The 21,864-nt window shown below is 60.6% G+C and carries 24 protein-coding genes and 1 pseudogene; 22 read left to right on the plus strand and 3 right to left on the minus strand.

Annotated features, from left to right (window positions below; all coding sequences use genetic code 11):
- The first annotated feature begins 109 nt into the window (after positions 1 to 109).
- The 15 genes and pseudogenes from CLV85_RS01220 (at position 110) to CLV85_RS01290 (ending at position 11,759) form a co-directional block, all read left to right on the plus strand.
- Positions 110 to 1,537, plus strand: coding sequence for a CCA tRNA nucleotidyltransferase (locus CLV85_RS01220; RefSeq protein ID WP_100387795.1), 1,428 nt, complete (start codon positions 110 to 112; stop codon positions 1,535 to 1,537).
- 169 nt (positions 1,538 to 1,706) lie between these two features.
- Positions 1,707 to 2,048, plus strand: a pseudogene (rpsF, locus tag CLV85_RS01225) (30S ribosomal protein S6); the annotation flags it as partial.
- Between the two features lie 113 nt (positions 2,049 to 2,161).
- Entirely contained in the window at positions 2,162 to 2,671 is a 510-nt protein-coding gene (locus CLV85_RS01230) for a single-stranded DNA-binding protein (protein WP_100387797.1), read from the plus strand.
- 42 nt (positions 2,672 to 2,713) lie between these two features.
- Complete coding sequence (gene rpsR / locus CLV85_RS01235; protein ID WP_009773575.1) at positions 2,714 to 2,977, plus strand: 30S ribosomal protein S18; 264 nt, start codon at positions 2,714 to 2,716, stop codon at positions 2,975 to 2,977.
- Positions 2,978 to 2,989: 12 nt separating this feature from the next.
- Positions 2,990 to 3,442: a 50S ribosomal protein L9 gene (gene rplI, locus CLV85_RS01240; RefSeq protein WP_100387798.1), complete on the plus strand. Its 453-nt coding sequence runs from the start codon at positions 2,990 to 2,992 to the stop codon at positions 3,440 to 3,442.
- Positions 3,443 to 3,838: 396 nt separating this feature from the next.
- Positions 3,839 to 5,227, plus strand: coding sequence for a replicative DNA helicase (gene dnaB / locus CLV85_RS01245; RefSeq protein ID WP_100387799.1), 1,389 nt, complete (start codon positions 3,839 to 3,841; stop codon positions 5,225 to 5,227).
- 72 nt (positions 5,228 to 5,299) lie between these two features.
- Positions 5,300 to 5,947 carry a DUF308 domain-containing protein gene (locus CLV85_RS01250; protein WP_100387800.1) on the plus strand — a complete coding sequence of 216 codons (648 nt, stop codon included), beginning with the start codon at positions 5,300 to 5,302 and terminating at the stop codon, positions 5,945 to 5,947.
- A complete protein-coding gene (locus CLV85_RS01255; RefSeq protein WP_100387801.1) occupies positions 5,944 to 6,189 on the plus strand; it encodes an FXYD domain-containing ion transport regulator in 246 nt (81 codons plus the stop codon). The genes CLV85_RS01250 and CLV85_RS01255 overlap by 4 nt, the downstream gene beginning before the upstream one ends.
- 201 nt (positions 6,190 to 6,390) lie before the next feature.
- A complete protein-coding gene (locus tag CLV85_RS01260; protein WP_100387802.1) occupies positions 6,391 to 7,374 on the plus strand; it encodes a siderophore ABC transporter substrate-binding protein in 984 nt (327 codons plus the stop codon).
- Positions 7,375 to 7,466: 92 nt separating this feature from the next.
- Positions 7,467 to 8,453, plus strand: a complete 987-nt coding sequence (locus CLV85_RS01265; protein ID WP_100387803.1) for an ABC transporter permease — start codon at positions 7,467 to 7,469, stop codon at positions 8,451 to 8,453.
- 163 nt (positions 8,454 to 8,616) lie between these two features.
- The gene (locus CLV85_RS01270) at positions 8,617 to 9,612 is read left to right on the plus strand and encodes an iron chelate uptake ABC transporter family permease subunit (protein ID WP_229820515.1); all 996 of its coding nucleotides are present in this window, start codon (positions 8,617 to 8,619) and stop codon (positions 9,610 to 9,612) included.
- Positions 9,609 to 10,364, plus strand: a complete 756-nt coding sequence (locus CLV85_RS01275) for an iron ABC transporter ATP-binding protein (protein ID WP_100387805.1) — start codon at positions 9,609 to 9,611, stop codon at positions 10,362 to 10,364. The genes CLV85_RS01270 and CLV85_RS01275 overlap by 4 nt, the downstream gene beginning before the upstream one ends.
- A 74-nt stretch (positions 10,365 to 10,438) precedes the next feature.
- Positions 10,439 to 10,903, plus strand: a complete 465-nt coding sequence (locus CLV85_RS01280; RefSeq protein WP_147433328.1) for a hypothetical protein — start codon at positions 10,439 to 10,441, stop codon at positions 10,901 to 10,903.
- Positions 10,904 to 10,932: 29 nt separating this feature from the next.
- Complete coding sequence (locus CLV85_RS01285) at positions 10,933 to 11,328, plus strand: hypothetical protein (RefSeq protein WP_147433329.1); 396 nt, start codon at positions 10,933 to 10,935, stop codon at positions 11,326 to 11,328.
- Entirely contained in the window at positions 11,328 to 11,759 is a 432-nt protein-coding gene (locus CLV85_RS01290; RefSeq protein ID WP_100387808.1) for a hypothetical protein, read from the plus strand. Before CLV85_RS01285 ends, CLV85_RS01290 begins: the two co-directional genes overlap by 1 nt.
- 113 nt (positions 11,760 to 11,872) lie before the next feature.
- On the opposite strand, the gene purB is transcribed toward CLV85_RS01290, so the two are convergent.
- The gene (gene purB, locus CLV85_RS01295) at positions 11,873 to 13,264 is read right to left on the minus strand and encodes an adenylosuccinate lyase (RefSeq protein ID WP_100387809.1); all 1,392 of its coding nucleotides are present in this window, start codon (positions 13,262 to 13,264) and stop codon (positions 11,873 to 11,875) included.
- An 8-nt stretch (positions 13,265 to 13,272) separates the two neighbouring features.
- A complete protein-coding gene (locus CLV85_RS01300; protein ID WP_100387810.1) occupies positions 13,273 to 13,803 on the minus strand; it encodes a low molecular weight protein-tyrosine-phosphatase in 531 nt (176 codons plus the stop codon).
- Positions 13,804 to 13,928: 125 nt separating this feature from the next.
- On the opposite strand from CLV85_RS01300, the gene CLV85_RS01305 reads away from it, so the two are divergent.
- Both CLV85_RS01305 and CLV85_RS01310 read left to right on the plus strand, forming a co-directional pair.
- Positions 13,929 to 14,189 carry a hypothetical protein gene (locus CLV85_RS01305; protein ID WP_100387811.1) on the plus strand — a complete coding sequence of 87 codons (261 nt, stop codon included), beginning with the start codon at positions 13,929 to 13,931 and terminating at the stop codon, positions 14,187 to 14,189.
- Complete coding sequence (locus CLV85_RS01310) at positions 14,179 to 15,606, plus strand: hypothetical protein (RefSeq protein WP_100387812.1); 1,428 nt, start codon at positions 14,179 to 14,181, stop codon at positions 15,604 to 15,606. Before CLV85_RS01305 ends, CLV85_RS01310 begins: the two co-directional genes overlap by 11 nt.
- Here the strand turns inward: CLV85_RS01310 and CLV85_RS01315 are convergent.
- The gene (locus CLV85_RS01315) at positions 15,603 to 15,998 is read right to left on the minus strand and encodes a phage holin family protein (protein ID WP_100387813.1); all 396 of its coding nucleotides are present in this window, start codon (positions 15,996 to 15,998) and stop codon (positions 15,603 to 15,605) included. The two genes, CLV85_RS01310 and CLV85_RS01315, sit on opposite strands and share 4 nt — an antisense overlap.
- Before the next feature lie 62 nt (positions 15,999 to 16,060).
- Here CLV85_RS01315 and CLV85_RS01320 point away from each other — a divergent pair, with 62 nt between their 5' ends.
- The 5 genes from CLV85_RS01320 (at position 16,061) to CLV85_RS01340 (ending at position 21,861) form a co-directional block, all read left to right on the plus strand.
- Positions 16,061 to 17,131, plus strand: a complete 1,071-nt coding sequence (locus CLV85_RS01320) for a histidinol-phosphate transaminase (RefSeq protein ID WP_100387814.1) — start codon at positions 16,061 to 16,063, stop codon at positions 17,129 to 17,131.
- A gap of 24 nt (positions 17,132 to 17,155) precedes the next feature.
- Positions 17,156 to 18,271, plus strand: coding sequence for a pyruvate dehydrogenase (acetyl-transferring) E1 component subunit alpha (gene pdhA / locus CLV85_RS01325; RefSeq protein WP_100387815.1), 1,116 nt, complete (start codon positions 17,156 to 17,158; stop codon positions 18,269 to 18,271).
- A complete protein-coding gene (locus tag CLV85_RS01330) occupies positions 18,271 to 19,248 on the plus strand; it encodes an alpha-ketoacid dehydrogenase subunit beta (RefSeq protein WP_100387816.1) in 978 nt (325 codons plus the stop codon). The genes pdhA and CLV85_RS01330 overlap by 1 nt, the downstream gene beginning before the upstream one ends.
- Before the next feature lie 14 nt (positions 19,249 to 19,262).
- Positions 19,263 to 20,651: a dihydrolipoamide acetyltransferase family protein gene (locus CLV85_RS01335; RefSeq protein WP_100387817.1), complete on the plus strand. Its 1,389-nt coding sequence runs from the start codon at positions 19,263 to 19,265 to the stop codon at positions 20,649 to 20,651.
- Positions 20,652 to 20,721: 70 nt separating this feature from the next.
- Positions 20,722 to 21,861 (plus strand): AI-2E family transporter, encoded by a 1,140-nt coding sequence (locus CLV85_RS01340; RefSeq protein ID WP_100387818.1) that lies wholly within the window; start codon positions 20,722 to 20,724, stop codon positions 21,859 to 21,861.
- The last annotated feature ends 3 nt before the right edge of the window (positions 21,862 to 21,864 follow it).

Below are 21,864 nucleotides of genomic sequence, written 5' to 3' on the forward strand. Positions count from 1 at the left end.
TCTCGCTCGGCCAGCATGGTGTGAGTTTATTCGTCCTTGCCTGAGTGGTGGGTGCTTTGATGTTAACCGAGCAAACTTCACCCGATGTCCGTGCAAAACTAGTCGCACCATGGAGAGTGTTGCCCACGCGATTAAGAGTCTCGACAAACTTGCCGACTCTAAGCCAGTAGCCACCCTAGCGGCGCGATTCGCTGCTGAGGGTTTTGAACTCGCGCTTGTGGGCGGACCGGTTCGGGATGCGTTCCTGGGCCGTAAGGTCACCGACCTTGATTTCGCCACGAATGCCAACCCGGACGACATCATGCGGTTGGTAAAGCCGATCTCGGATGCCCAGTGGGACATCGGACGGGATTTCGGCACCATCGCCGCGCGTATTCATGGCGAGACCGTGGAGATCACGACGTATCGTGCGGATAGCTACGACGGCGCAACCCGCAAGCCGGTCGTTGTGTTCGGCGACTCGCTTGAGAAAGATCTTGAGCGCCGCGACTTCAGCGTCAACGCCATGGCATTGCGCCTACCGGAACGTGTTCTCGTCGACCCCTGGGGAGGAGTAGAGCACCTTCTTACTAAAACGATCAGCACACCGGGCTCCCCCGAGGTGTCGTTCGGCGATGACCCGCTGCGGATGATGCGGGCTGCACGTTTCACCTCGCAGCTGGGTTTCACCGTTGACCCCGCGACGGTGGCGGCGATGACGGAACTGGCTCCGCGCCTCAGCATCGTGAGTGTTGAGCGCGTGAGCGATGAGTTGACGAAACTCTTGAAGACAGACGACCCGGTTCCGGGCATCCGCCTCATGGTGGAGACGGGGCTCGCCGAGCAGGTTCTCCCCGAGATTCCTGCCCTGAAGCTTGAAGTGGATGAGCACGCTCACCATAAGGACGTCTACGAGCACTCCCTGACGGTGTTGCGTCAGGCGATCGATCTCGAGAAGAGTCGGCCAGGCATTGAGGGCCCCGACCTCATCCTGCGCATCGCGGCGCTGCTGCACGACATTGGTAAGCCATCCACGCGCAAGATCGAACGCGGTGGAGTGGTGACCTTCCACCACCACGATGTTGTGGGCGCCAAGCTCGCGACCAAGCGACTGCGGGCTCTGCGCTTCGACAAGGAAACCATTAACTCTGTTGCGCGCCTGGTGGAGCTTCACCTGCGCTTCTTCGGCTACACCGAGGGCGCGTGGACTGACTCGGCCGTACGTCGCTATGTTCGGGATGCCGGCGATCAGCTCGAGCGCCTGCACATCATTACCCGGGCGGATGTCACTACGCGCAACGTACGCAAGGCCGATCGGTTGGCTTTTGCCTACGACGACCTCGAAGACCGCATCGCTGCCATCGCCGAGGCCGAAGGTATCGCGGCAGTACGCCCCGACCTCGATGGCGAAGAGATCATGGCGATCTTGGACCTCAAGCCGAGTCGTGAGGTAGGAGAGGCCTACAAGTTCTTGCTCGACCTGCGCCTCGACGAAGGCCCGCTGGGCGCCGACGAAGCCGAAAGACGGCTACGGATGTGGTGGGCCGAGCGCTCCTGAGCCTCGCTTTAATCTCCACCTTGAGTATTGCCCCGCGTAACAACTACACTAGGCAGGTTGTCTGACTGCTTTCGTGTGGTCGGATGAACGTCAACACCCTCCTGTTACAGACCGTCTGTAACCGTTTAAGTCCGAAGGAGGTGGGTTTGTGACGCATCAGTACGAACTCATGGTTATCCTCGATCCAGAGATCGACGAACGTACCGTGGCTCCCAGTCTCGACAAGTTCCTCAATGTCATCCGCAATGACGGTGGCACCATCGATAACATCGATATTTGGGGTCGCCGTCGTTTGGCCTACGAGATCAACAAGAAGACCGAAGGCATCTACGCCGTCGTCAACTTCACCGCAGAGAGCAAGTCGACAGACGAGCTCGACCGCCAACTCTCACTCAGCGAAGCTGTCATGCGCACCAAGGTGCTGCGTGCAGAAGCTGGGTTCGCTCAGGTAGCTGCTGCCAAGAAGGTTGCTGAAGAGAAGGCTGCTCGCAAGGCTGCTGCTCCGGCAAAGACTCCTGCTGCAGACGCTAAGGCTCCTGCAGCTCCTGCTGCTCCCGCTGCTGAAACTAAGGCTCCCGCGGCTCCTGCTGCAGAAGCCAAGGCTGAAGCGGAAGCTAAGTAACCGTGGCCGGCGAAACAGTCATTACGGTCGTGGGAAACCTCACGGCAGATCCCGAACTGCGTTACACGCAGGGTGGACTTGCCGTAGCTAACTTCACCATTGCCTCTACGCCGCGCACCTTCGATCGAGCATCCAACGAGTGGAAAGACGGAGAAGCACTATTCCTCCGCGCTTCCTGCTGGCGTGAATTCGCCGAGCACGTTGCCAGCTCACTGACTAAGGGAACCCGCGTTGTTGCGCAGGGTCGCCTCCGTCAGCGTTCCTACGAAACCAAAGAGGGCGAAAAGCGCACGAGCATGGAACTGGAGATCGACGAGATCGGTCCCAGCCTCCGCTATGCAACGACGCAGATCACCCGCGCCCCCCGTGACAGCTCAGCTCCTCGTGGAGTTCAGCAGAACAACGGCGGCGGCCAGTCAAACGAAGAGCCGTGGGCAGCTAGCGCTCCTGCAGCATCCTCGGGCGACGTGTGGAACACCCCTGGCAACTACTCCGACGAGACGCCTTTCTAGGCCCTCGGCGCTCAGTCTTAAATACAGAAAGAAGTAACACTCATGGCAGGAAAGAGCAGCGGCGACCGCCGCAAGCCCATCCGCAAAGGCAAGGACGGCAAGAACGCCGCACCCGCCAAGTCGATCCGCGTAGGCGTCATCGACTACAAGGATGTCGCAACGCTTCGTAAGTTCATCTCCGAGCGTGGAAAGATCCGCGCCCGTCGTATCACCGGTGTTTCCGTTCAGGAGCAGCGTCTCATCGCCACGGCCGTCAAGAACGCCCGTGAGATGGCATTGCTGCCCTACGCCGGCGCAGGCCGTTAAGGAGCCACCGACATGTCAAAGCTCATCCTCACTCACGAAGTGACCGGTCTCGGCGCGCCTGGCGACGTTGTAGACGTAAAGAACGGCTTCGCTCGTAACTACCTCATCCCCCAGGGCTTCGCCGTGGCGTGGACTCGCGGTGGCGAAAAGCAGGTTGAATCCATCAAGGCAGCACGCGCATCGCGCGAGCACGCCACTCTCGAAGAAGCGCAGGACCTCAAGGCTCGCCTCCAGGCGACCAAGGTCAAGCTCACCGTGACCGCTGGTCAGGGTGGACGTCTGTTCGGTTCGGTCAAGCCCGCACACGTAGCAGATGCTGTTGCCGCTGCAGGACTTGGCGACATCGACAAGCGCAAGATCGAGATCACCTCGGCAATCAAGATTGTTGGAGATCACGAAGCTACGATCCGTCTGCGTGACGACATTGTTGCCACGATCACCCTTCAGGTGGTTGCTAGCAAGTAACTGTTTTAGAACAAGGACGACGGGCCGTTTGGCTCGTCGTCCTTGTGGTTTAAGGGCCGTTGTCAAGGGTTTTGTACACAGGATTTGGAAAAATGCGGAACCCTCAAGCACGACTTTAGGTATGTTTCTACACACCGTGTGTGAAAAGTAAAAGTGCTGGTCAAGCGTCTATTTCAGTCATTACTCACTGTTGTTTCCACAGGAGTTTCCACAGCTTGTTCACACGGTCCCCGGCGTTTCGCCGGAGTTGTGCACAACGTTATCCACAGCCCCAGTTGTGGGTAGTTGATTCTGGTTCGTAAGGTGAAGCAGCCTTGAAGCGGGACTCGCTCTGAAGCTAGCCCGAGTGTCGGGGGTTGCCCGTATAACTAGGGCTGCCCCACTAGGAGGAAAACTATGTCGATTGCGCATCTAGGCCTTGCTGGCGACGATCGCCAATCCGGCGAATCTCGCGGCGGCTCGCGAGGAGACCGCGTTCCTCCCCACGACCTTCTCGCTGAACAGAGCGCCATCGGTGGAATGCTCCTGAGCAAGGATGCCGTAGCCGACGTCATCGAAACCGTGCGCGGTGTGGACTTCTATGTCCCCAAGCACGAAACGATCTTCAACGCGGTGCTCACCCTCTACTCGCACGGTGAACCGACGGATGTCATTGCCGTCACCGACGAACTCACCAAAACGGGTGAACTCTCTCGCGCGGGTGGAGTCGAATACCTCCACACGCTGACAGGACTTGTTCCTACCGCGGCCAACGCCGGCTTCTACGCGACCATCGTTACGGAGAAAGCTGTACTGCGTCGCCTTGTCGAGGCAGGTACCCGCATCGTTCAGATGGGCTATGCCAGCGAAGGTGAAGTTCTCGACCTCGTCAACAACGCCCAGGCCGAGATCTACTCGGTGACCGGCGGCGTCGAAACCGAAGACTACGTTCCCCTCACGATGGCCGTCGAAAGCGCCATCGACGAGATCGAAGCAGCGCGCGGCCGCGACGGGCAGATGATCGGTGTTCCCACCGGCTTCGCTGAGCTCGATGAACTCACCAACGGACTACACCCCGGTCAGCTGATCATTTTGGCCGCGCGACCAGCTATCGGTAAGTCGACTCTTGGTTTGGACTTTGCTCGCGCAGCATCCATCCACAATGACCTGCCCTCGATCGTGTTCTCGCTCGAAATGGGTCGAAGCGAAATCGCTATGCGTTTGTTGTCGGCAGAAGCCAGTGTTCCTCTGCAGCACATGCGTAAGGGCTCGGTGCATGCGAACGACTGGACCACGATCGCTCAGACCCGTGGTCGCATCAACGATGCACCGCTCTATATCGACGACAGCCCCAACATGACCCTGGTTGAGATTCGCGCCAAGTGCCGTCGACTCAAGCAAAAGGTTGGCCTGCGCATGGTCATCATCGACTACCTGCAGCTCATGACGAGCGGTAAGAAAGTTGAATCGCGTCAGCAAGAGGTTAGTGAGTTCTCGCGTGCTCTCAAGCTTCTCGCTAAGGAGCTCGAAGTTCCCGTTATTGCTATCTCTCAGCTGAACCGTGGTCCTGAGCAGCGAGCCGACAAGAAGCCTGCGCTCTCCGACCTTCGTGAATCAGGATCGCTCGAGCAAGACGCCGACATGGTGATCCTGCTGCACCGTGAGAGCGCCTACGAAGCAGATAGCCCGCGCGCCGGTGAAGCTGACCTGATCATTGCCAAGCACCGTAACGGACCGACACGCACCGTCACCGTGGGCTTCCACGGTCACTTCTCGCGCTTCGTCGACCTTCCGCCCGGCTCCTAAGCACCAGGGCAAGAGATCGTTGCAAGCGGCCTAGACTAGAAGCACCCGCTTGTTCAGAAAGAAGGCGATCGCTTGACTAGTGCTCACACCGAGCCGCTGCCTGCATCTACTGCGTGGTACGTGCCCTTAGCTCGCGCCATCCCCGCGCTGATTCTCGCTGTTGTCATCACGTTCTCGGCTGACCACTCGTCGCGCCTTGGGCTTGTCACGCTGGCCAGCTACACGCTTATCGTCGGCGCCGTGCTGTTGACTGCGAGCGTGCTCTCCACGCACCGTGGAATCGGGCGCAACCTCACGATTGCTCAGGGCGTGCTTTCGATCGCTACCGCCATCGCCGCCTTCATCGCGTCGAACGGTGGGCAAGCCTACTTCGTCTTCCTGCTGACTGCGTTCGCCGCGATCACCGGATTCATCGAGCTCTATCTCGGGCTGCGCAGCCGCGGCCGCGACGCATCATCGCGCGACTGGGTATTTGTTGGCAGCCTCACCGCGCTGCTCGCCCTCGTAGTGCTGCTCGTGCCGCCGGGATTCAGCCAACCCTTTACTGGGCCGGATGGAATCGACCGTGAACTCACGGCATCCATCGTGGTGGTCGGACTTCTCGGAGCCTATTGGGCCATCCTTGGTGTGTACCTAGTGATTGCTGCACTCTCGCTCAAGTGGAGCACAACCGATCATGATGCTGTTACGGCAGCCGTGCAAGAGAAAGAGGACCAGTGACTACCCCAGACAAGCGTGACCGCACGCGCCCCGCAGAGATGCTCGGCCTCTCCGCAGTTTTCGGGCTGTTCACGGGACTGGTGGTTTTCATGGCTACCCGCGACCTGATGCTCGGCCTCATCTTTGCTGGTGTTGCATTCATCGTGTCGCTGGTCGTTATTGCGATGCTCACGCTCGCGGTGCGCCCCGACAAGAACGAGCTCCTCGATCTCGATGAGCAAGATCGCGAAGCCGGGCACTAGCCTCCTCCCGTTCTGACCAGCCGCCGAGAGGTGGCCCAGCGCGGCAATAATTGCGGCGCGCCCGGGGTTCACAATTTCGCCCGAGGCTCTTTGACTCTCAGTCTTTATTAAGGTTAGGCTTACCTAAGCAACGCTCGCTGCAGCGGGTGTTGCGTTTTTACGCCCGACCGCTTTCGGTCATCCGAAATAACTAAGGACACCATGAACTTTTCACGAACCCGGCACGGAGTACTCGTTGGAGTGCTGGCGCTCGCTCTTGCTGCCTGCAGCACTGCGACGCCTGAAACTGCAGATTCAGACGGAGCTGAAGCATCCGTTCAGTTCGAGGACAACAACGGCAGCCAGACCGTAGCGACTCCGTTCACTTCGGTCGTTGCCACTGACAACCTCACTTTCGAGACGCTCGACTCGTGGGGTATCGAACTCAGCGCCGCCGCTGTCGCCCTAATGCCCAGCACGATTTCGTACACGCAGGACGACTCGATAATCGACCTCGGCAACCACGGCGAGCCCGACCTCGAGGCTGTCGTTGCAGTTCAGCCCGACCTGATCATCAACGGCCAGCGCTTCACGCAGTACTACGATGACTTCGCCAAGCTCGTTCCCGATGCTGTGATTGTGTCGCTGGACCCGCGCGAGGGTGAGCCCTTCGACGCCGAGCTCAAGCGCCAGATCACTGTTCTCGGTGAGATCTTCGGCAAGCAGGCAGAGGCCGAGCAGTTGAATGCTGACTTCGACGCCTCCATCGAGCGAGTGAACGCGGCTTACAACGGCGAAGACTCCGTGATGGCCGTCATCACCTCCGGCGGAGAGATCGGATACTCGGCTCCGAGCGTCGGTCGTACCCTCGGTCCGCTCTTCGACATCTTCGACTTCACCGCCGCACTGGCTGTCGATGACAGCAGCGAAGACCACCAGGGTGACGACATCTCGGTAGAGGCAATCGCTGATTCCAACCCCGACTGGATTCTGGTCATGGACCGTGACGCCGCAATTCTCGCTGACGACCCCACCTACGTACCGGGCAGCGAAGTTCTTGAGAACTCCGAAGCACTCTCGGGCGTTACCGCGGTTCAGGAAAGCAACCTCGTATACATGCCGGCTGACACGTACCTGAACGAAGGTATCCAGACGTACACCGAGTTCTTCAACGCACTCGCTGACGCGCTAGAAGCCAAGAACTAGCGTTACTCACGCCGTTCGGTGCTGAAGCTTGCCCCCGGGCGAGTTCCAGCACCGAACGGTTCTGGCCTTCAATCAGAAACCCTCACTCACGGATGACGTCAACACTGGCCCGACGGCGGCCCGCCAACACGACCACCCTCTTCGACTGGAAACTCCTACTCGCGACGGTGGGCGTTGTTCTGCTGCTGATCGCCTCCCTGTTCACGGGTGTTTACGACATTTTCGGGGCGGATGACGGCCAAAGAATGTTCGGCATCACGCGTGTTCCGCGAACGATCGCCCTGGTGCTCGCGGGCGCCGCGATGGCGATGAGCGGCTTGGTCATGCAGCTGTTGACGCAAAACCGTTTCGTGGAACCGACCACGACGGGCACCACCGAGTGGGCAGGTCTTGGCCTGCTCACCGTCATGATCCTCTTTCCGGGAGCCAGCATCCTCGCCCGCATGAGCGGTGCGGTCGTAGCCGCGTTCATTGGAACCGGAATCTTCTTCCTCTTCTTGCGCCGCGTCACGCTGCGTTCCTCGCTGATCGTGCCGATCGTCGGCATCATGCTCGGCTCGGTGGTCGGCGCCATCTCCACCTACATCGCTCTCTCGACGGACATGCTTCAAAGCCTCTCCGTGTGGTTCGCCGGCAGCTTCACCTCGGTGATGCGCGGGCAATACGAATTGCTCTGGATCGTTGCGCTCGTGGTCGTCGTGATCTTCTTGTTCGCCGATCGACTCACCGTGGCGGGACTCGGCCAAGACATTGCGACGAACGTCGGCGTGAACTACAACCAGATTTTGCTCATTGGCACCGCGCTCATCGCCGTGGCGACCGGAGTGGTGACGGTTGTCGTGGGTAATCTGCCGTTCCTCGGCCTGATCGTTCCCAACATCGTGTCGATGTTCCGTGGCGACGACCTGCGCAGCAACCTGCCCTGGGTGTGTTTACTGGGCATCGCGATTGTGACGGTGTGCGACATCGTCGGCCGCACGATCATCATGCCGTTCGAAGTTCCCGTGTCGCTCATCTTGGGTGTCGTGGGCGCGATCGTCTTCATTGCCCTTCTGTTGAAGCAGCGCCGTCGTGCATAGCCCCGTGGATGCGCAGGAGACGCCGATCGTCGCGGTCGGGTCGGCGGCAAACTCGGAGACGAGTATTCAGAGCCCGAAGAAACCCAGGTTTGTGAAGCTGTCGAAGGCGCCCAAGAAGCCGAAGCCCGCGAAAGCCGCAAAGACGGCGGCTGGCTCGCCCGGCGTGACGGGGCCGTTCCCCACGGTGCAGGCGCGACGCCGCTACTGGACGCTCCTCAGCATCCTGAGTGTGCTCGCTGTGGCGATCGGGTTCGGCCTGCTCGCCTGGAACAACCCGATGCCGGTGGGCACAGAAGGGTTCTGGCTCATCGCTGAGCTGCGCGCCACCAACGTGATCGTGATTGCCGTCGTGGCCTTCTGCCAGGCGATTGCAACCGTGAGTTTTCAGACGGTGACAAATAACCGGATTCTCACGCCATCCATCATGGGTTTCGAGTCGCTGTACGTGGCCGTTCAAACCTCTGCGGTGTACTTCTTGGGCATCAGCGGCATCGTCGCCCTGCAGGGCCTCCCCCAGTTCTTGCTTCAGATCGCCCTGATGGTCGGGCTCTCACTGCTGCTGTACGGCTGGTTGCTTTCCGGAAAGTACGGCAACCTGCAGATCATGCTGCTCGTGGGCATCATCATCGGCGGCGGGCTGGGAGCAGTGTCGACGTTCATGCAGCGCCTGCTTACGCCCAGTGAGTTCGACATCCTGACGGCCCGCCTGTTCGGCTCCATCTCCAATGCGGATGCCAGCTACCTGCCCATCTCGCTCGTGCTCTGTCTGGTGGCCGGCACCGTGCTGCTCGCACAGGGCCGGCGCCTCAACATCATTGCGCTGGGTTCAGACACCGCCACGAATCTAGGAATCAGCTACCGCTTCGAGATCATGCGCGTGCTGTTCTTCGTATCGATTCTGATGGCTGTCTCGACGTCGCTCGTCGGCCCGATGACCTTCTTCGGGTTCTTGGTCGCCACGCTCGCCTACCAATTCGCGGACACCTACGACCATCGCCACATCTTCCCGATCGCGGTATTGGCCGGGTTTGTGGTGCTGGGCGGAGCGTACTTCGTGATGAAGAACCTGTTCTACGCGCAAGGAGTCGTCTCGATCATCGTTGAACTTGTCGGAGGAACCGTCTTCCTCATCGTCATTCTGAGAAAGGGACGACTGTGATCACCCTGAGCAATGTGGGCAAAAGCTATGGGCACGACGTGACCATCGGGCCCGTCGATCTTACGATCCCCGAGGGCGGCATCACCGCGCTCGTAGGGCCGAACGGTGCGGGCAAATCCACGCTGCTGACCATGATTGGCCGCCTGCTTGGGATCGACTCCGGCCACATCGAAGTCGCAGGCTACGACGTCGCGAAGACTAAGTCGAAAGACCTCGCCAAGATCATCGCGATCCTGCGGCAAGAAAACCACTTCATCGCCCGCCTCACGGTGCGTCAACTCGTGGGATTCAGCCGCTTTCCGTATTCGCAAGGTCGACTGACCGAAGCGGATGAGGTGGCGATCAACAACTCCATCACCTTTCTGAACCTTGAAGGCCTGCAAGACCGCTATCTTGACGAGCTCTCAGGCGGACAGCGCCAACGCGCCTACGTTGCCATGGTGCTCGCGCAAGACACCGAATATGTGCTTCTGGATGAGCCCCTCAACAACCTCGACATGAAGCACTCGGTTCAGATGATGCGCCACCTGAAGCGCGCCGCCCAAGAACTCGGTCGCACCATCATCATCGTGCTCCACGACATCAACTTTGCCGGGCACTACGCCGACCACATCTGCGCCGTCAAAGACGGCCAAGTCACCGAGTTCGGAACGCCCGCTGAGATCTTGACCGATGACGTGCTCACCCGAATCTTTGACACACCCGTTCACGTCATCGACGGCCCTAACGGTGCCCTCGCTGTGTACTACTAGCGCTGCCTCACGGCGACACCGTTAGCTCCGGCGGCCGTCCCGTCCCAGCGGGCCGCACCCCTGCAGGTAATGTCGTGAGTATTCATCGCCTGCAACGACGAGAAGGGGTTCCGATGTTTCAAACGAACGGTTCGTCGACGGAAATGGCAGACTCCGAGCGGGGGCTCAGCTGGCGGGTGGTCGGTCGGATAGAGCAAGGCTTAGTGATAATCGTTGCGATCACCGTCAATGGGTTAGAGATTCCCTATGAGTACTCCGTGCGAGAGAAGCGAACAGAATCCGGGTCTTGGTTCGATATAGAAATCGGAGCTTTCGGAACCAGCCCGATAGGGCAGCTGAAATTGGGCCTGAGCCCGGTCTACTTTGATTCTGCGCAAGACCGTGATCCGGTAGTCCTGCTTGCGATTGAGGCGGTTCTCGCTTGGGAGCCCCATGGAGCTGGGATGCGCAGGGGCGACGGCTACAACCGCTGCACCTTTAAAGGCGTGCAGTACCGATTGAGTGACTTTGGTCCGTATTTTGACGATGAGGGGCGCTGATGTTTCAGCTGAGTGAGTCAGATACGAGGATGACGGACCCTGATAGGAGAATCACCTGGCGCCATGTAGGCAACATCGAGCAGGGTTTGGTGAGTATTGCCGCGATAACGGTCAACGGAGTGGAGATTCCTTACGAATACCGGGTCGAGCAGGAGCTCGACAAATCTGACCCTTGGTACAACATTCAGCTTGGAGCTTTTGGTACAAGCCCGATAGGTCAGCTCGAGATGGGCCTGAGCCCGGTCTACTTTGATTCTGCGCAAGACCGTGATCCGATAGTGCTTTTAGCGATTGAAGCGGTTCTCGCGTGGAGCCCGTACGGGCTTGGCATGCGCAGGGGCGACGGTTACAACCGCTGCACGTTCAAGGGCGTGCAGTACCGATTGAGTGACTTTGGTCCGTATTTTGACGATGAGGGGCGCTGATGTTTCAGACAAATGGGTCAAAGACGGAAATGACGGACTCCGAAAGGGGGCTCAGCTGGCGACTTGTCGGAGTAATCGACCAAAATACAGTGACTATCGCTGCGATCACCGTCGATGGGGTGGAGATTCCCTATGAGTACTACGTGCAAGAGAAGCGGAACGAGTCCGAGCCTTGGTTTGACATAGAAATCGGAGCTTTTGGCACTAGTCCTACTGGCCAACTCACACTGGGCCTCAGCCCGGTCTACTTTGGTTCTGCAACAGAACGCGATCCTGTAGTTCTCCTCGCGATTGAAGCGGTTCTCGCTTGGGAGCCCCATGGAGCTGGGATGCGCAGGGGCGACGGTTACAACCGCTGCACGTTCAAGGGCGTGCAGTACCGATTGAGTGACTTTGGTCCGTATTTTTCAGAGGCGCCCGATGCGCTGTAGGGCATCCACCGCCTGAATGGTGTGGCCCAATCGCACCTGTCGAACAGAATGATCACGGGTGGAAACACTAAAGGCCGGCCTCACGAAGAGACCGGCCTTCCATAGAGCGTGAACTACTTGGTGTCGCCGAGGTAGTCGACGAGCGAGCTGGCAAGGCCGACATAGGTGGCCGGCGTCAGCGCCTGCAAACGGGCTTTGGCATCCGCACCAATGTCGAGCCCTGAGATGAACTCGGTGAGGTCGACGGAGTTGATGCGCTTGCCGCGCGTGAGTTCCTTGAGGATGGCGTAGGGGTCGCTGATGGTGCTGCGGCCCGCGGTGACCTCGGCGCGAATGACCGTCTGGATGGCCTCGCCGAGGATCTCCCAGTTGCTGTCGAGATCAGCGTCGAGAGCCACCGGGTCAAGGGCGATCTCCTTGAGGCCGCGCTCGATGTTGTCGAGAGCGAGCAGCGAGTGACCGTAGGCGACGCCCACGTTGCGCTGCGTCGTGGAGTCGGTGAGGTCGCGCTGGAGTCGTGAAGTCACGAGAGTCTGAGCGAGCGACTCGAGAAGAGCGCTCGAGAGCTCGAGGTTGGCCTCAGCGTTTTCGAAGCGGATCGGGTTGATCTTGTGCGGCATTGTCGACGAACCGGTTGCGCCCGCCTGCGGAATCTGGCGGAAGTAGCCCATCGAAATGTATGACCACACGTCGGTGCAGAGGTTGTGCAGCACGCGGTTCGCGTGACTGGTGGCCTGGTACAGCTCGACTTGCCAGTCGTGCGATTCGATTTGCGTGGTCAGCGGGTTCCAGTCGAGCCCGAGGGACTCCACGAACTCCTTCGAGAGGGCTGGCCAGTTCTGCTCGGGGTCTGCAGCGAGGTGGGCGGCGAACGTGCCAGTCGCTCCGCTGAACTTGCCGAGGTAGCTAATGCCCTCAACGCGAGTCAGGATGCGGTCAAGACGGTACACGAAGACCGCGAATTCCTTACCCATGGTGGTCGGCGTCGCCGGCTGACCGTGGGTGTGAGCGAGCATCGCGTTGTCGCGCATGAGCTCGGACTGCGCGCGAAGCGCAGCCAGCACGGTACGGAACTTGGGCAGCCAGACTTCGCGTACGGCATCCGAAATGGTGAGCGCGTAGGAGAGGTTGTTGATGTCTTCGCTCGTGGCGGCGAAGTGAGTGAGTTCAGCGATTGCGGTGAGGCCGAGCTCGTCGAGCTTGGCGCGCACGAGGTACTCGACGGCCTTGACGTCGTGGCGGGTGGTGGCTTCGAGGCGAGCGAGCTCATCGATCTGCTCTTGGCCAAAATCGGTGGCGAAGGCGCGCAGGGCGGTGACCTGTTCGGCGCTCATCGGGCTCGAACCAAACAGGCTCTTGCTCGTGAGGAAAATCAGCCATTCGACTTCAACGTGCACGCGGGCCCGGTTGAGGCCTGCCTCGGAGAGGTGCTCGCCCAGAGCCGAAACGGCGGGACGGTAGCGACCATCGAGGGGACTCAGTGGTTGAACGGGCAACGGGCTCATGGGGCTCCCTAGTTGTTTGCGGTGGATGCCGAGATACCTGGCGTGATCTGACGAAATAGTGAGCCGCAAGCCTGCTCAATCATGCCGAGGACATGATCAAAAAGTGCGGCATCCGAATAGTAGGGGTCTGGCACGTCAATGAGCGGAGCGAGTTCGCTGTCAAAGCTCAACATGGGCTGCACTTTCGATCGGTCTTGATCGTTGGGTGCCCACGTGCGCAGAATTCGTTCCTGTCCTCGATCGAACGCGACAATGAGGTCGAACTTGTCAAACCATTCGGGGTCGAACTGGCGGGCGCGATGCCCAGAACCATTGTAGCCGCGTGCTGCAAGGGCGTTAATGGTGCGGTCGTCGGCAGCTTCACCCACATGCCAATCGCCGGTTCCTGCTGACGTGACGGCGATGTAGTGCTCGAGACCGGCCTGAGCGACGAGGTCTCGGAAGACCGCTTCGGCCATCGGCGACCGGCAGATGTTTCCGGTGCACACGAAACAGATCCGGAAGGCAGTCGAGTCAGAGAGTGCTCGCTCGAAGGTCATGCCTCATTGTGTCGCAGTTTCGCCTCCTCAACAGCGACGGTCGCGGGATTCTCATCCCCGATACCTGTCGGTCACCGATCTGTGGGGCGCTGTTTAGCGAGAGTTGGAGCCGCGAAAGGTAGAACATGACAACTCCCCCGAATGCGATGGCTCGTGATGCCCTCGACTTTCAAGCGCAACAACTCCGCATGATTCTCGAACGACTGACCTATGTGAGGAGCCTCTTGCCCGAGGCCAGCATCGACTGGCGTGGCCCTGCCCAGCAGCTCTTCGACGCCGGGGTTGGAGAGTTGCATCGCGACCTTGCCTGCGTTCGCAGGTTGATCGAGGCTGCGGAAAATCGAACCGTGATGGCCGCCAGTCAGATGGGTTCCTATGTCGGATAGTCTCACCATCTCGGGAGGCGGCAGTGTCTCCGTCGCCACCACTGAAATGCTCGTCAGCGCGAGTGCGCTTCACCGCGCTGCGAGTATGTCGCGAGACATCGCGGGCGCGGTTTCGATGGTGGATGCTCGGCTCACAACGAATCAGCTCGTGACGTTGGGCATCCCCACCGCTGCCGCACTCGCGGAGAACGATCTCGATTGCGCGTTCGCTGAGCTTCAGTCGGTCGCGCAGCGCGCGGAGAGGCTGAGCAGCTTGGTGCGATTTGCCGCGGAAAGCTACGGCATGGCGGAGGCCGTTGCCGAGGGGCTGAGTCGGAGGTTCACCGCCGAAGCCGCTGCGCTGTTCGGATTCTTGTTCCCGAAACACCTTCTGGTGTGGGGGGCCACCCTTGTTGGCTTGCCGATACTGTTCGGCTTCACAGCAGCAGCGTTGGTGACAGGGCGCCAACCCGCAGAGTTGCTGGGTGATAAGGAACTCATGGCGGGGCTCAACGCCCTGATTTCTGACCCACTCTTCGTGCAAACTGTGCGCTTGGGCGTGATGAATGTCGATGAGATTGTTGCCGGGGCAAGCGGGTTACCGCCGTCGCTCGTGGCGTTGCTGAGCGCTGCAGGACTGATTGGGTTGTCGTCATCAGCGGCGGGCGTCGGACGCTTGGCAGGAGTAGCGGGGATGATGGCCGAAACTCCCGTAGCGCTCGTGAGTAGAACCGACACGACACCAGTGAAGCCAGCACAGACCGTGGGCGAGCGGGCCGAGCGAATTCCGCAGCACACCGAAGAGAGTCCCTTTCAAGTGCGCGTCGAAAAGACCTCGCGCCCCGGAGAGGAAGACACCTTCGAGGTCTATATCGGCGGCACTGTGGACTTCGCATTTGGAGACTCCGCGCAGCCTTTTGATGGTTCAAGCAACGTCAACCTCGCTGCCGGTCAGGAGGCGGCGGCGATGAAGGCCGTGCTGATGGCGATGGAGGAGGCTGGGATCACGGCCGAAAGCGAGGTGATGCTCAACGGTTACTCGCAGGGTGGTGCCGTTGCCGCGATGATCGCGGCGACCGGCGACTACAACGTCACGGGAGTTCTGTCATTCGGGGGTAATACCGGCCAAATTCCTATTCCGGTCGGCGTGGATGCCGTACTTGTCGAGCATGAGGACGACATCGTTCCCGCTGCAGGCGGCGCCCAAGACAACCAGCACGCAACGATCGTGACCCGCGAAGCCTTCGGAGGAAGACAGTTACCCGAGGGGGTTCTTGCTCCCGCGCATCAATTGAACGAATACCGCGACACGGCACAACTCATGGATGTCGACGCGAGCGATGAACTTCGGGCGGCGATCGCACGCATTACGCCGAAGACTTACGACGATGCCTCGACGACGGTCACGAGCTACGAGTTCGAGCGGGTGCAGCCCTAGCGGTTCTTGCCGACAATCGGGCGAACCAAGATGCCGATGAACCAGCTGATGAGACCGAGCACGAGAGCGCCGAGAACGCCCCACCAGAAGCCATTGACGACGAGCCCGAAGCCGAACAGGCTCGAGATCCAGCTCGTGAGCAGAAGGAGAAGACCATTCACCACGAGGGCAAGCAGGCCGAGGGTCAGAACATACAGCGGGAAGGCAACGATACGAATGAGGTTGCCCAGCACGCCATTGACGATTCCAAAGACAGCCGCGACGAGCAAGAAGGTCAGCACGACCTCAAGAGTTCCCCCAGGGGAGAAAGGAACAATCTCAACCCCGGCGACAACCACCGTAGTAAGCCACAAAGCAAGAGCATTGATCAGCAAGCGCACGATGATTCTCATGCGTTAACTATGCACCCCGAATTTAGGAAGCCGCAATGGTTGCTCGCCTCTAGGCTGGTGACGTGACCAGCAACCGAGTACAGCTCCGCCCCGAAATCGCCGCCATCGTGCCCTACCGTCAGGGCGCGCCCGCCGCAGCGGATGCCTTCAAGCTGTCCTCCAACGAAAACCCCTACGAGCCATTGCCCTCGGTGCTGGCGCAATTGTCGACGCACTCGATCAACCGCTACCCCGACGCATCCGCCCTCGAATTGCGCACGCAACTGGCAGAACGCTTCGGCGTCACCGCCGACAGCGTTCAAGTAGGAGCCGGTTCCGTTGCCGTGCTCGCCCAACTCGTCAGCGCCGCCGCCGCCCCCGGTGACGAAGTCATCTACGCCTGGCGTAGCTTCGAGGCCTACCCGCTGCTGGTTTCCTCGGCAGGCGCCACGAGCGTGCAGGTCGCGGACCAGGCCGACCACCGGCACGACCTTGCGGCTATGAGTGCCGCAATTACGGCATCCACTCGCGTGGTGATCGTGTGCAGCCCCAATAACCCCACCAGCACCGTCGTCACGGATGCCGAATTCCGTGACTTCATGGCCACCGTTCCCGAGAACGTCCTTGTAGTTCTCGACGAGGCCTACCGCGAGTTCGTGACAGACCCCGAGGCCGTGCGGGGGGAAACCCTGGTGGACCAGTACCCCAACCTCGTATTGCTGCGCACCTTCTCCAAGGCTTACGGCCTGGCCGGCCTGCGCATTGGGTACGCCATTGGCCCCGAATACGTGATGGATGCGGCGCGAGCGGTAGCGATTCCGCTCTCGGTCACGGAGCTTGCTCAGAAAGCTGCCACCGCATCCCTCGAACATGAAAATGAATTGTTAGAGCGAGTCAGCCGTATTAACGAGGTACGCGAGCAGATCGTGGCAGGGCTTCGCGAGCAGGGCTGGGCGGTACCAACGCCCAACGGCAACTTCGTCTGGTTGCCCACCGGGGCAGCAACCGACTGGGCTGCCGAGGTTTTCCGCAGCCACGGCATCGTCGTTCGAGCCCTAGGCGAGGGCCTGCGAATCAGTGTTGGCGAAGCCGAATCTGTGGAGAAACTCCTAAGGGCAGCCCAAGAGGTTGTCGCTTCACGGAAAACGAACTGACCCGAGCCGCGTTAGATTAGTCGAATGTCTTATACCGCCGCGACGGTTCAGCTGCTGTCTCCCGAGGGCACGCTCGTTCACAGCGATGCCAGCGAACAGTACCTCCCGCATGTAGACAAGCTCAGTGACGATGCTCTTCAGGAGTTCCACCGCCACATGGTGGTGATGCGCCGCTTCGATATCGAAGCCGCCAACCTGCAGCGTCAAGGTCAACTTGCCCTCTGGGTGCCGAGTCACGGCCAAGAAGCTGCTCAAGTGGGTTCGGCACTGGCCGCGAGGCCGCAAGATCACCTCTTTCCCTCGTACCGTGAACACGTCATCGCTCTCATGCGCGGCGTTGACCCGATCACGATCCTCTCGATGTTCCGCGGCCTCAGCCACGGTGGCTGGGATCCGAAAGAGCACGACAACTTCCACCTCTACACGCTCGTCATCGGCTCGCAGACTCTGCACGCCACGGGCTACGCAATGGGAATGGGCCTCGACGGCCGCAGCGGAACCGGTGACCCCGAGAAGGACGCCGCCGTGATGGTCTACTTCGGCGACGGCTCAACGAGCCAGGGTGATGTGAGCGAAGCAATGGTCTTCGCCGCCAGCTACCAAACCCCGCAAGTCTTCTTCTTGCAGAACAACCACTGGGCAATCTCGGTTCCCGTGTCACGCCAGTCGCGCACCCCGCTGTACCTGCGCGGCGAAGGCTTCGGCATCCCGAGCGTTCAAATCGACGGCAACGACGTTCTTGCGAGCTTCGCCGTAACCCAAGCCAACTTGGATGCCGCCCGCGCAGGCGAGGGACCCCGCTTCATTGAGGCCCTCACCTACCGCATGGGTGCCCACACCACGAGCGACGACCCCTCGAAGTACCGCGACAACAGCGAGCTCGAGTTCTGGGCCCAACGTGACCCCATCACTCGATTCGAGACGTATCTGCGGGCCCGCGGCGCGAGCCAAAGCTTCTTTGACGAACTCGCAACGGAAGGCGACGACCTCGCCGCCGACATCCGCAAGCGCATTCTCGAGCTGCCCACCCCGGCTACCTCCACCCTCTTTGACCACGTCTATTCCGACCCTCACCCCGTAATGGATGCGCAGCGTCAAGCGCTCGCCGACTTCGAGGCATCGTTTGAGGAGGGCAACTAATGACTGAAACCATGACAATGGCGAAGGCTCTCAACGAGGGTCTGCGTGCCGCCATGGGCGCCAACGACCGCGTTCTCCTGATGGGTGAAGACATTGGTCCGCTCGGCGGCGTCTTCCGTGTCACCGAGGGACTGCAGTCCGAATTCGGCGACAAGCGCGTTCTTGATACTCCGCTGGCTGAGTCCGGCATCGTGGGTACCGCGATCGGGCTGGCGATGGGCGGATTCCGTCCCGTGTGCGAGATTCAGTTCGACGGTTTTATTTTTCCCGGCTTCGACCAGATCACGTCGCAACTGGCCAAGCTGACTGCGCGCCACGAGGGCACGCTGCAAATGCCCGTCGTGATTCGTGTTCCCTACGGCGGTCACATCGGCGCGGTTGAGCATCACCAGGAAAGCCCGGAGGCGTACTTTGCGCACACTCCGGGTCTGCGCCTGCTGAGCCCGGCCACCCCGCACGATGCGTACTGGCTCATTCAAGAAGCCATCGCCAGCAATGACCCCGTCATGTTCTTCGAGCCCAAGTCGCGTTACTGGCAGAAGGGCGAGGTCGACCGCGATTCGAGCGGCATCGCCACTCACGCCAGCCGTGTGGTTCGCGAAGGCACCGAAGTGACGCTCGTGGGTCACGGCGCTATCGTCTCCACCCTGCTGCAGGCGGCAGAACTCGCTGCTGAAGAAGGCACGAGCGTCGAGGTTGTTGACCTTCGATCGCTCTCCCCCATCGACTACGACCCGATTGTGGCATCCGCCCAAAAAACGGGCCGCGTCGTTGTTGTTCAAGAGGCACCCGGGAATGTCAGCGTGGGCTCAGAGGTTGCCGCCACGGTAACCGAGCGCGCGTTCTACTCACTCGAAGCACCTGTGCTGCGCGTGAGCGGCTACGACCTCCCGTTCCCTCCCGCCAAGCTGGAATCCGTGTACTTGCCCAGTGTTGACCGCATCTTGGATGCTGTCGACCGGGCATTGGCCTACTGACGAAGGAGGCCCCCGTGGCCGTATCTGAATTTCCTCTCCCCGATGTGGGCGAGGGGCTGACTGAAGCCGAGATCGTCTCCTGGAAGGTTGCGCCCGGTGACGAGATCACCGTCAACCAGGTTCTCGTCGAGATCGAGACCGCGAAGTCGCTCGTAGAACTGCCATCGCCGTTCGCCGGCACCGTGCAGAAGCTTCTGGTGGAGGAGGGCGCGACCGTTGAGGTCGGCACCCCGATCATCAGCGTGCAGTCCGTCGGGGGCTCGGTTGAGCTGACCGCACCGGGCTCGGGCGAAGACGAGAGCCACGGCATGATGTCCGACGTCGGTACTGAGAGCAGTGCAGCGGATGACGCTGCCGCTGCTGTCGCTGACACGGCATCCACCATTGCTAACGAAGACGACAAGCCCGGAGCCGTGCTCGTGGGCTACGGCACTGGCGGACACGTGAGCTCGCGTCGCCGCAAGGGTGGGCAACCGGCCAAGGCTGAGACTGCCGCCGCTGCAGCGAAGCCGCGCCCGGCATCCGTGCCCGCGTCGTTCGCTAGCCCGATCATTGCCAAGCCGCCGATTCGCAAGCTGGCCAAGGACCTCGGGGTTGAACTCGCTGAGGTTGCTGCCACCGGGCTCGCTGGAGAGACCACGCGCGAAGATGTGATTCGTCATGCTTCGCAGGCGAGCGTCTTCCGCAACATCGAAACTCCCGCGTGGGGCGACGAGCGCGAAGAGCGCATTCCCGTAAAGGGCGTGCGCAAGGCCATCGCTAAGGCCATGGTGCACAGTGCTTTCACTGCGCCGCACGTGAGCGTCTTTACCGACGTGGATGCCACGCGAACCATGGAGTTCGTGAAGCGCCTCAAGAACTCCCCCGACTTCGCTGGCGTGCGCGTGAGCCCGCTGCTGATCATGGCCAAGGCCGTGAACTGGGCCGTGCGCCGCAACCCCACCGTGAACTCCAGCTGGACCGACAAAGAGATCATCGTTCACCACTACGTGAACCTCGGTATCGCCGCGGCAACCCCGCGCGGCCTTATCGTGCCGAACATCAAGGACGCTCAAGACTTGAGCCTCTTCGATCTCGCCAAAGCCCTTGAACAGCTCACGCTCACCGCGCGCGACGGCAAGACGCAGCCCGCCGAAATGTCGAACGGCACGATCACGATTACCAACATCGGTTCGTACGGCATGGATACGGGTACGCCGATCATCAACCCGGGCGAGGCTGCGATTGTGGCTCTTGGCTCGATCAAGCAGAAGCCGTGGGTTGTCGATGGAGAAGTACGCGCCCGCTACGTGACGACCGTGAGCGCAAGCTTCGACCACCGCATCGTCGATGGGGATGTCGCTAGCCGCTTCGTCGCCGACCTCGCGAGTGTGCTCGAAGAGCCTGCGCTGCTGCTCGACTAACAACCGAGCATTCGCCACTAACACCCCGACGTTGCACCGCTTTCGGCGCAACGGTGGGTAATGTGGCCGCATGGTCACGAAGAAGAAATCGTCTGCAGCGGCGTCTGCATCCGAAGCGAAGCGCCCCGGAATCCACGAACTGTGGACCGACCGCTTAGGCGCCTGGTCCATTCGGGCGCTGCAAGTTCTCTTGCTGCTGACGCTTGTTTCGGTGATCGTTTTTGCTCTTACGCAGATCAAGCTCGTCGTCATTCCGGTACTGATCGCGCTGATCTTCGCCGCGGCCGCGAGCCCGATCGTGGTGTGGATGCGCCGCCGCGGGGTGGGCCGAGCGCTGTCGACTTGGATCGCACTACTGGGCGGAATCGCCCTGTTCGGTGGCTTGGTCACTGCCGTGGTGTTCGCGGTAGAAGACCAGTGGTCCGAGCTATCTGACTCGGCTGTTGAAGGCTTCGAACAGCTCAAGAACTTCGCACTCGATGGCCCCTTCCCCATTGACCAGACCGCCCTCGACGATGCCTGGAACGCGGTAATCGACTTTGTCACGAGCGCGACCTTCGGTCTCGGCGCTATTCAGGGAGTCTCGGCAGCAGCTCAGGTCGTCACCGGAATCTTGCTCGGCCTGGTCATCCTGTTCTTCTTCCTCAAGGATGGCGACCGCATTTGGGAGTTCTTCCTTCGCCCGATGTCAGGCGAACGTCTAGCGCGAGGCCACCGCATCGGTCACACCGCCGTTCGCACTCTCGGCGGCTATGTTCGCGGAACCGCAACGGTGGCTGCCGTTGACGCCCTCGGCATCGGCATCGGACTCGCGATCTTGCAGGTGCCGCTTGCGTTGCCCCTCTCGGTAATCGTCTTCTTGGGCGCCTTCATCCCGCTCGTCGGTGCGACCGTCGCCGGCATCCTCGCCGCCGTTGTCGCTCTCGTGACGAACGGCTGGGTCGTAGCTCTCATCGTTCTCGGCATCGTCGTGTTGGTCAACCAGCTCGAGGGCAACTTCCTCCAGCCCGTCGTGATGGCTCAGTCCCTGAGCATCCACCCGCTCGTGATCTTGGTGGCATTGACCGCCGGAACGATTCTGGGCGGCATCGTCGGTGCCGTACTGGCCGTGCCGATCGCCGCCGTGGGCTGGTCGATTCTCAAGACCTGGAACGAAAAGGGCCACAAGCCCGACCTCGACCCTGCTCCCGAGAAGGCCAAGAAGAAATAGCGC

Origin of the sequence: Salinibacterium amurskyense (genome assembly GCF_002797685.1) — a bacterium.
GTDB classification, from domain to species: Bacteria; Actinomycetota; Actinomycetes; order Actinomycetales; family Microbacteriaceae; genus Rhodoglobus; species Rhodoglobus amurskyensis.

What these genes read in the sequence shown, in the direction of transcription:
- CLV85_RS01220 (WP_100387795.1), top strand. Translation starts at nt 110, where the DNA reads ATGGAGAGTGTTGCCCACGCGATTAAGAGTCTCGACAAACTTGCCGAC.
- rpsR (WP_009773575.1), top strand. Translation starts at nt 2,714, where the DNA reads ATGGCAGGAAAGAGCAGCGGCGACCGCCGCAAGCCCATCCGCAAAGGC.
- rplI (WP_100387798.1), top strand. Translation starts at nt 2,990, where the DNA reads ATGTCAAAGCTCATCCTCACTCACGAAGTGACCGGTCTCGGCGCGCCT.
- dnaB (WP_100387799.1), top strand. Translation starts at nt 3,839, where the DNA reads ATGTCGATTGCGCATCTAGGCCTTGCTGGCGACGATCGCCAATCCGGC.
- CLV85_RS01260 (WP_100387802.1), top strand. Translation starts at nt 6,391, where the DNA reads ATGAACTTTTCACGAACCCGGCACGGAGTACTCGTTGGAGTGCTGGCG.
- CLV85_RS01265 (WP_100387803.1), top strand. Translation starts at nt 7,467, where the DNA reads ATGACGTCAACACTGGCCCGACGGCGGCCCGCCAACACGACCACCCTC.
- CLV85_RS01285 (WP_147433329.1), top strand. Translation starts at nt 10,933, where the DNA reads ATGACGGACCCTGATAGGAGAATCACCTGGCGCCATGTAGGCAACATC.
- CLV85_RS01290 (WP_100387808.1), top strand. Translation starts at nt 11,328, where the DNA reads ATGTTTCAGACAAATGGGTCAAAGACGGAAATGACGGACTCCGAAAGG.
- purB (WP_100387809.1), bottom strand. Translation starts at nt 13,264, where the DNA reads ATGAGCCCGTTGCCCGTTCAACCACTGAGTCCCCTCGATGGTCGCTAC.
- CLV85_RS01300 (WP_100387810.1), bottom strand. Translation starts at nt 13,803, where the DNA reads ATGACCTTCGAGCGAGCACTCTCTGACTCGACTGCCTTCCGGATCTGT.
- CLV85_RS01305 (WP_100387811.1), top strand. Translation starts at nt 13,929, where the DNA reads ATGACAACTCCCCCGAATGCGATGGCTCGTGATGCCCTCGACTTTCAA.
- CLV85_RS01310 (WP_100387812.1), top strand. Translation starts at nt 14,179, where the DNA reads ATGTCGGATAGTCTCACCATCTCGGGAGGCGGCAGTGTCTCCGTCGCC.
- CLV85_RS01315 (WP_100387813.1), bottom strand. Translation starts at nt 15,998, where the DNA reads ATGAGAATCATCGTGCGCTTGCTGATCAATGCTCTTGCTTTGTGGCTT.
- pdhA (WP_100387815.1), top strand. Translation starts at nt 17,156, where the DNA reads ATGTCTTATACCGCCGCGACGGTTCAGCTGCTGTCTCCCGAGGGCACG.
- CLV85_RS01330 (WP_100387816.1), top strand. Translation starts at nt 18,271, where the DNA reads ATGACTGAAACCATGACAATGGCGAAGGCTCTCAACGAGGGTCTGCGT.
- CLV85_RS01340 (WP_100387818.1), top strand. Translation starts at nt 20,722, where the DNA reads ATGGTCACGAAGAAGAAATCGTCTGCAGCGGCGTCTGCATCCGAAGCG.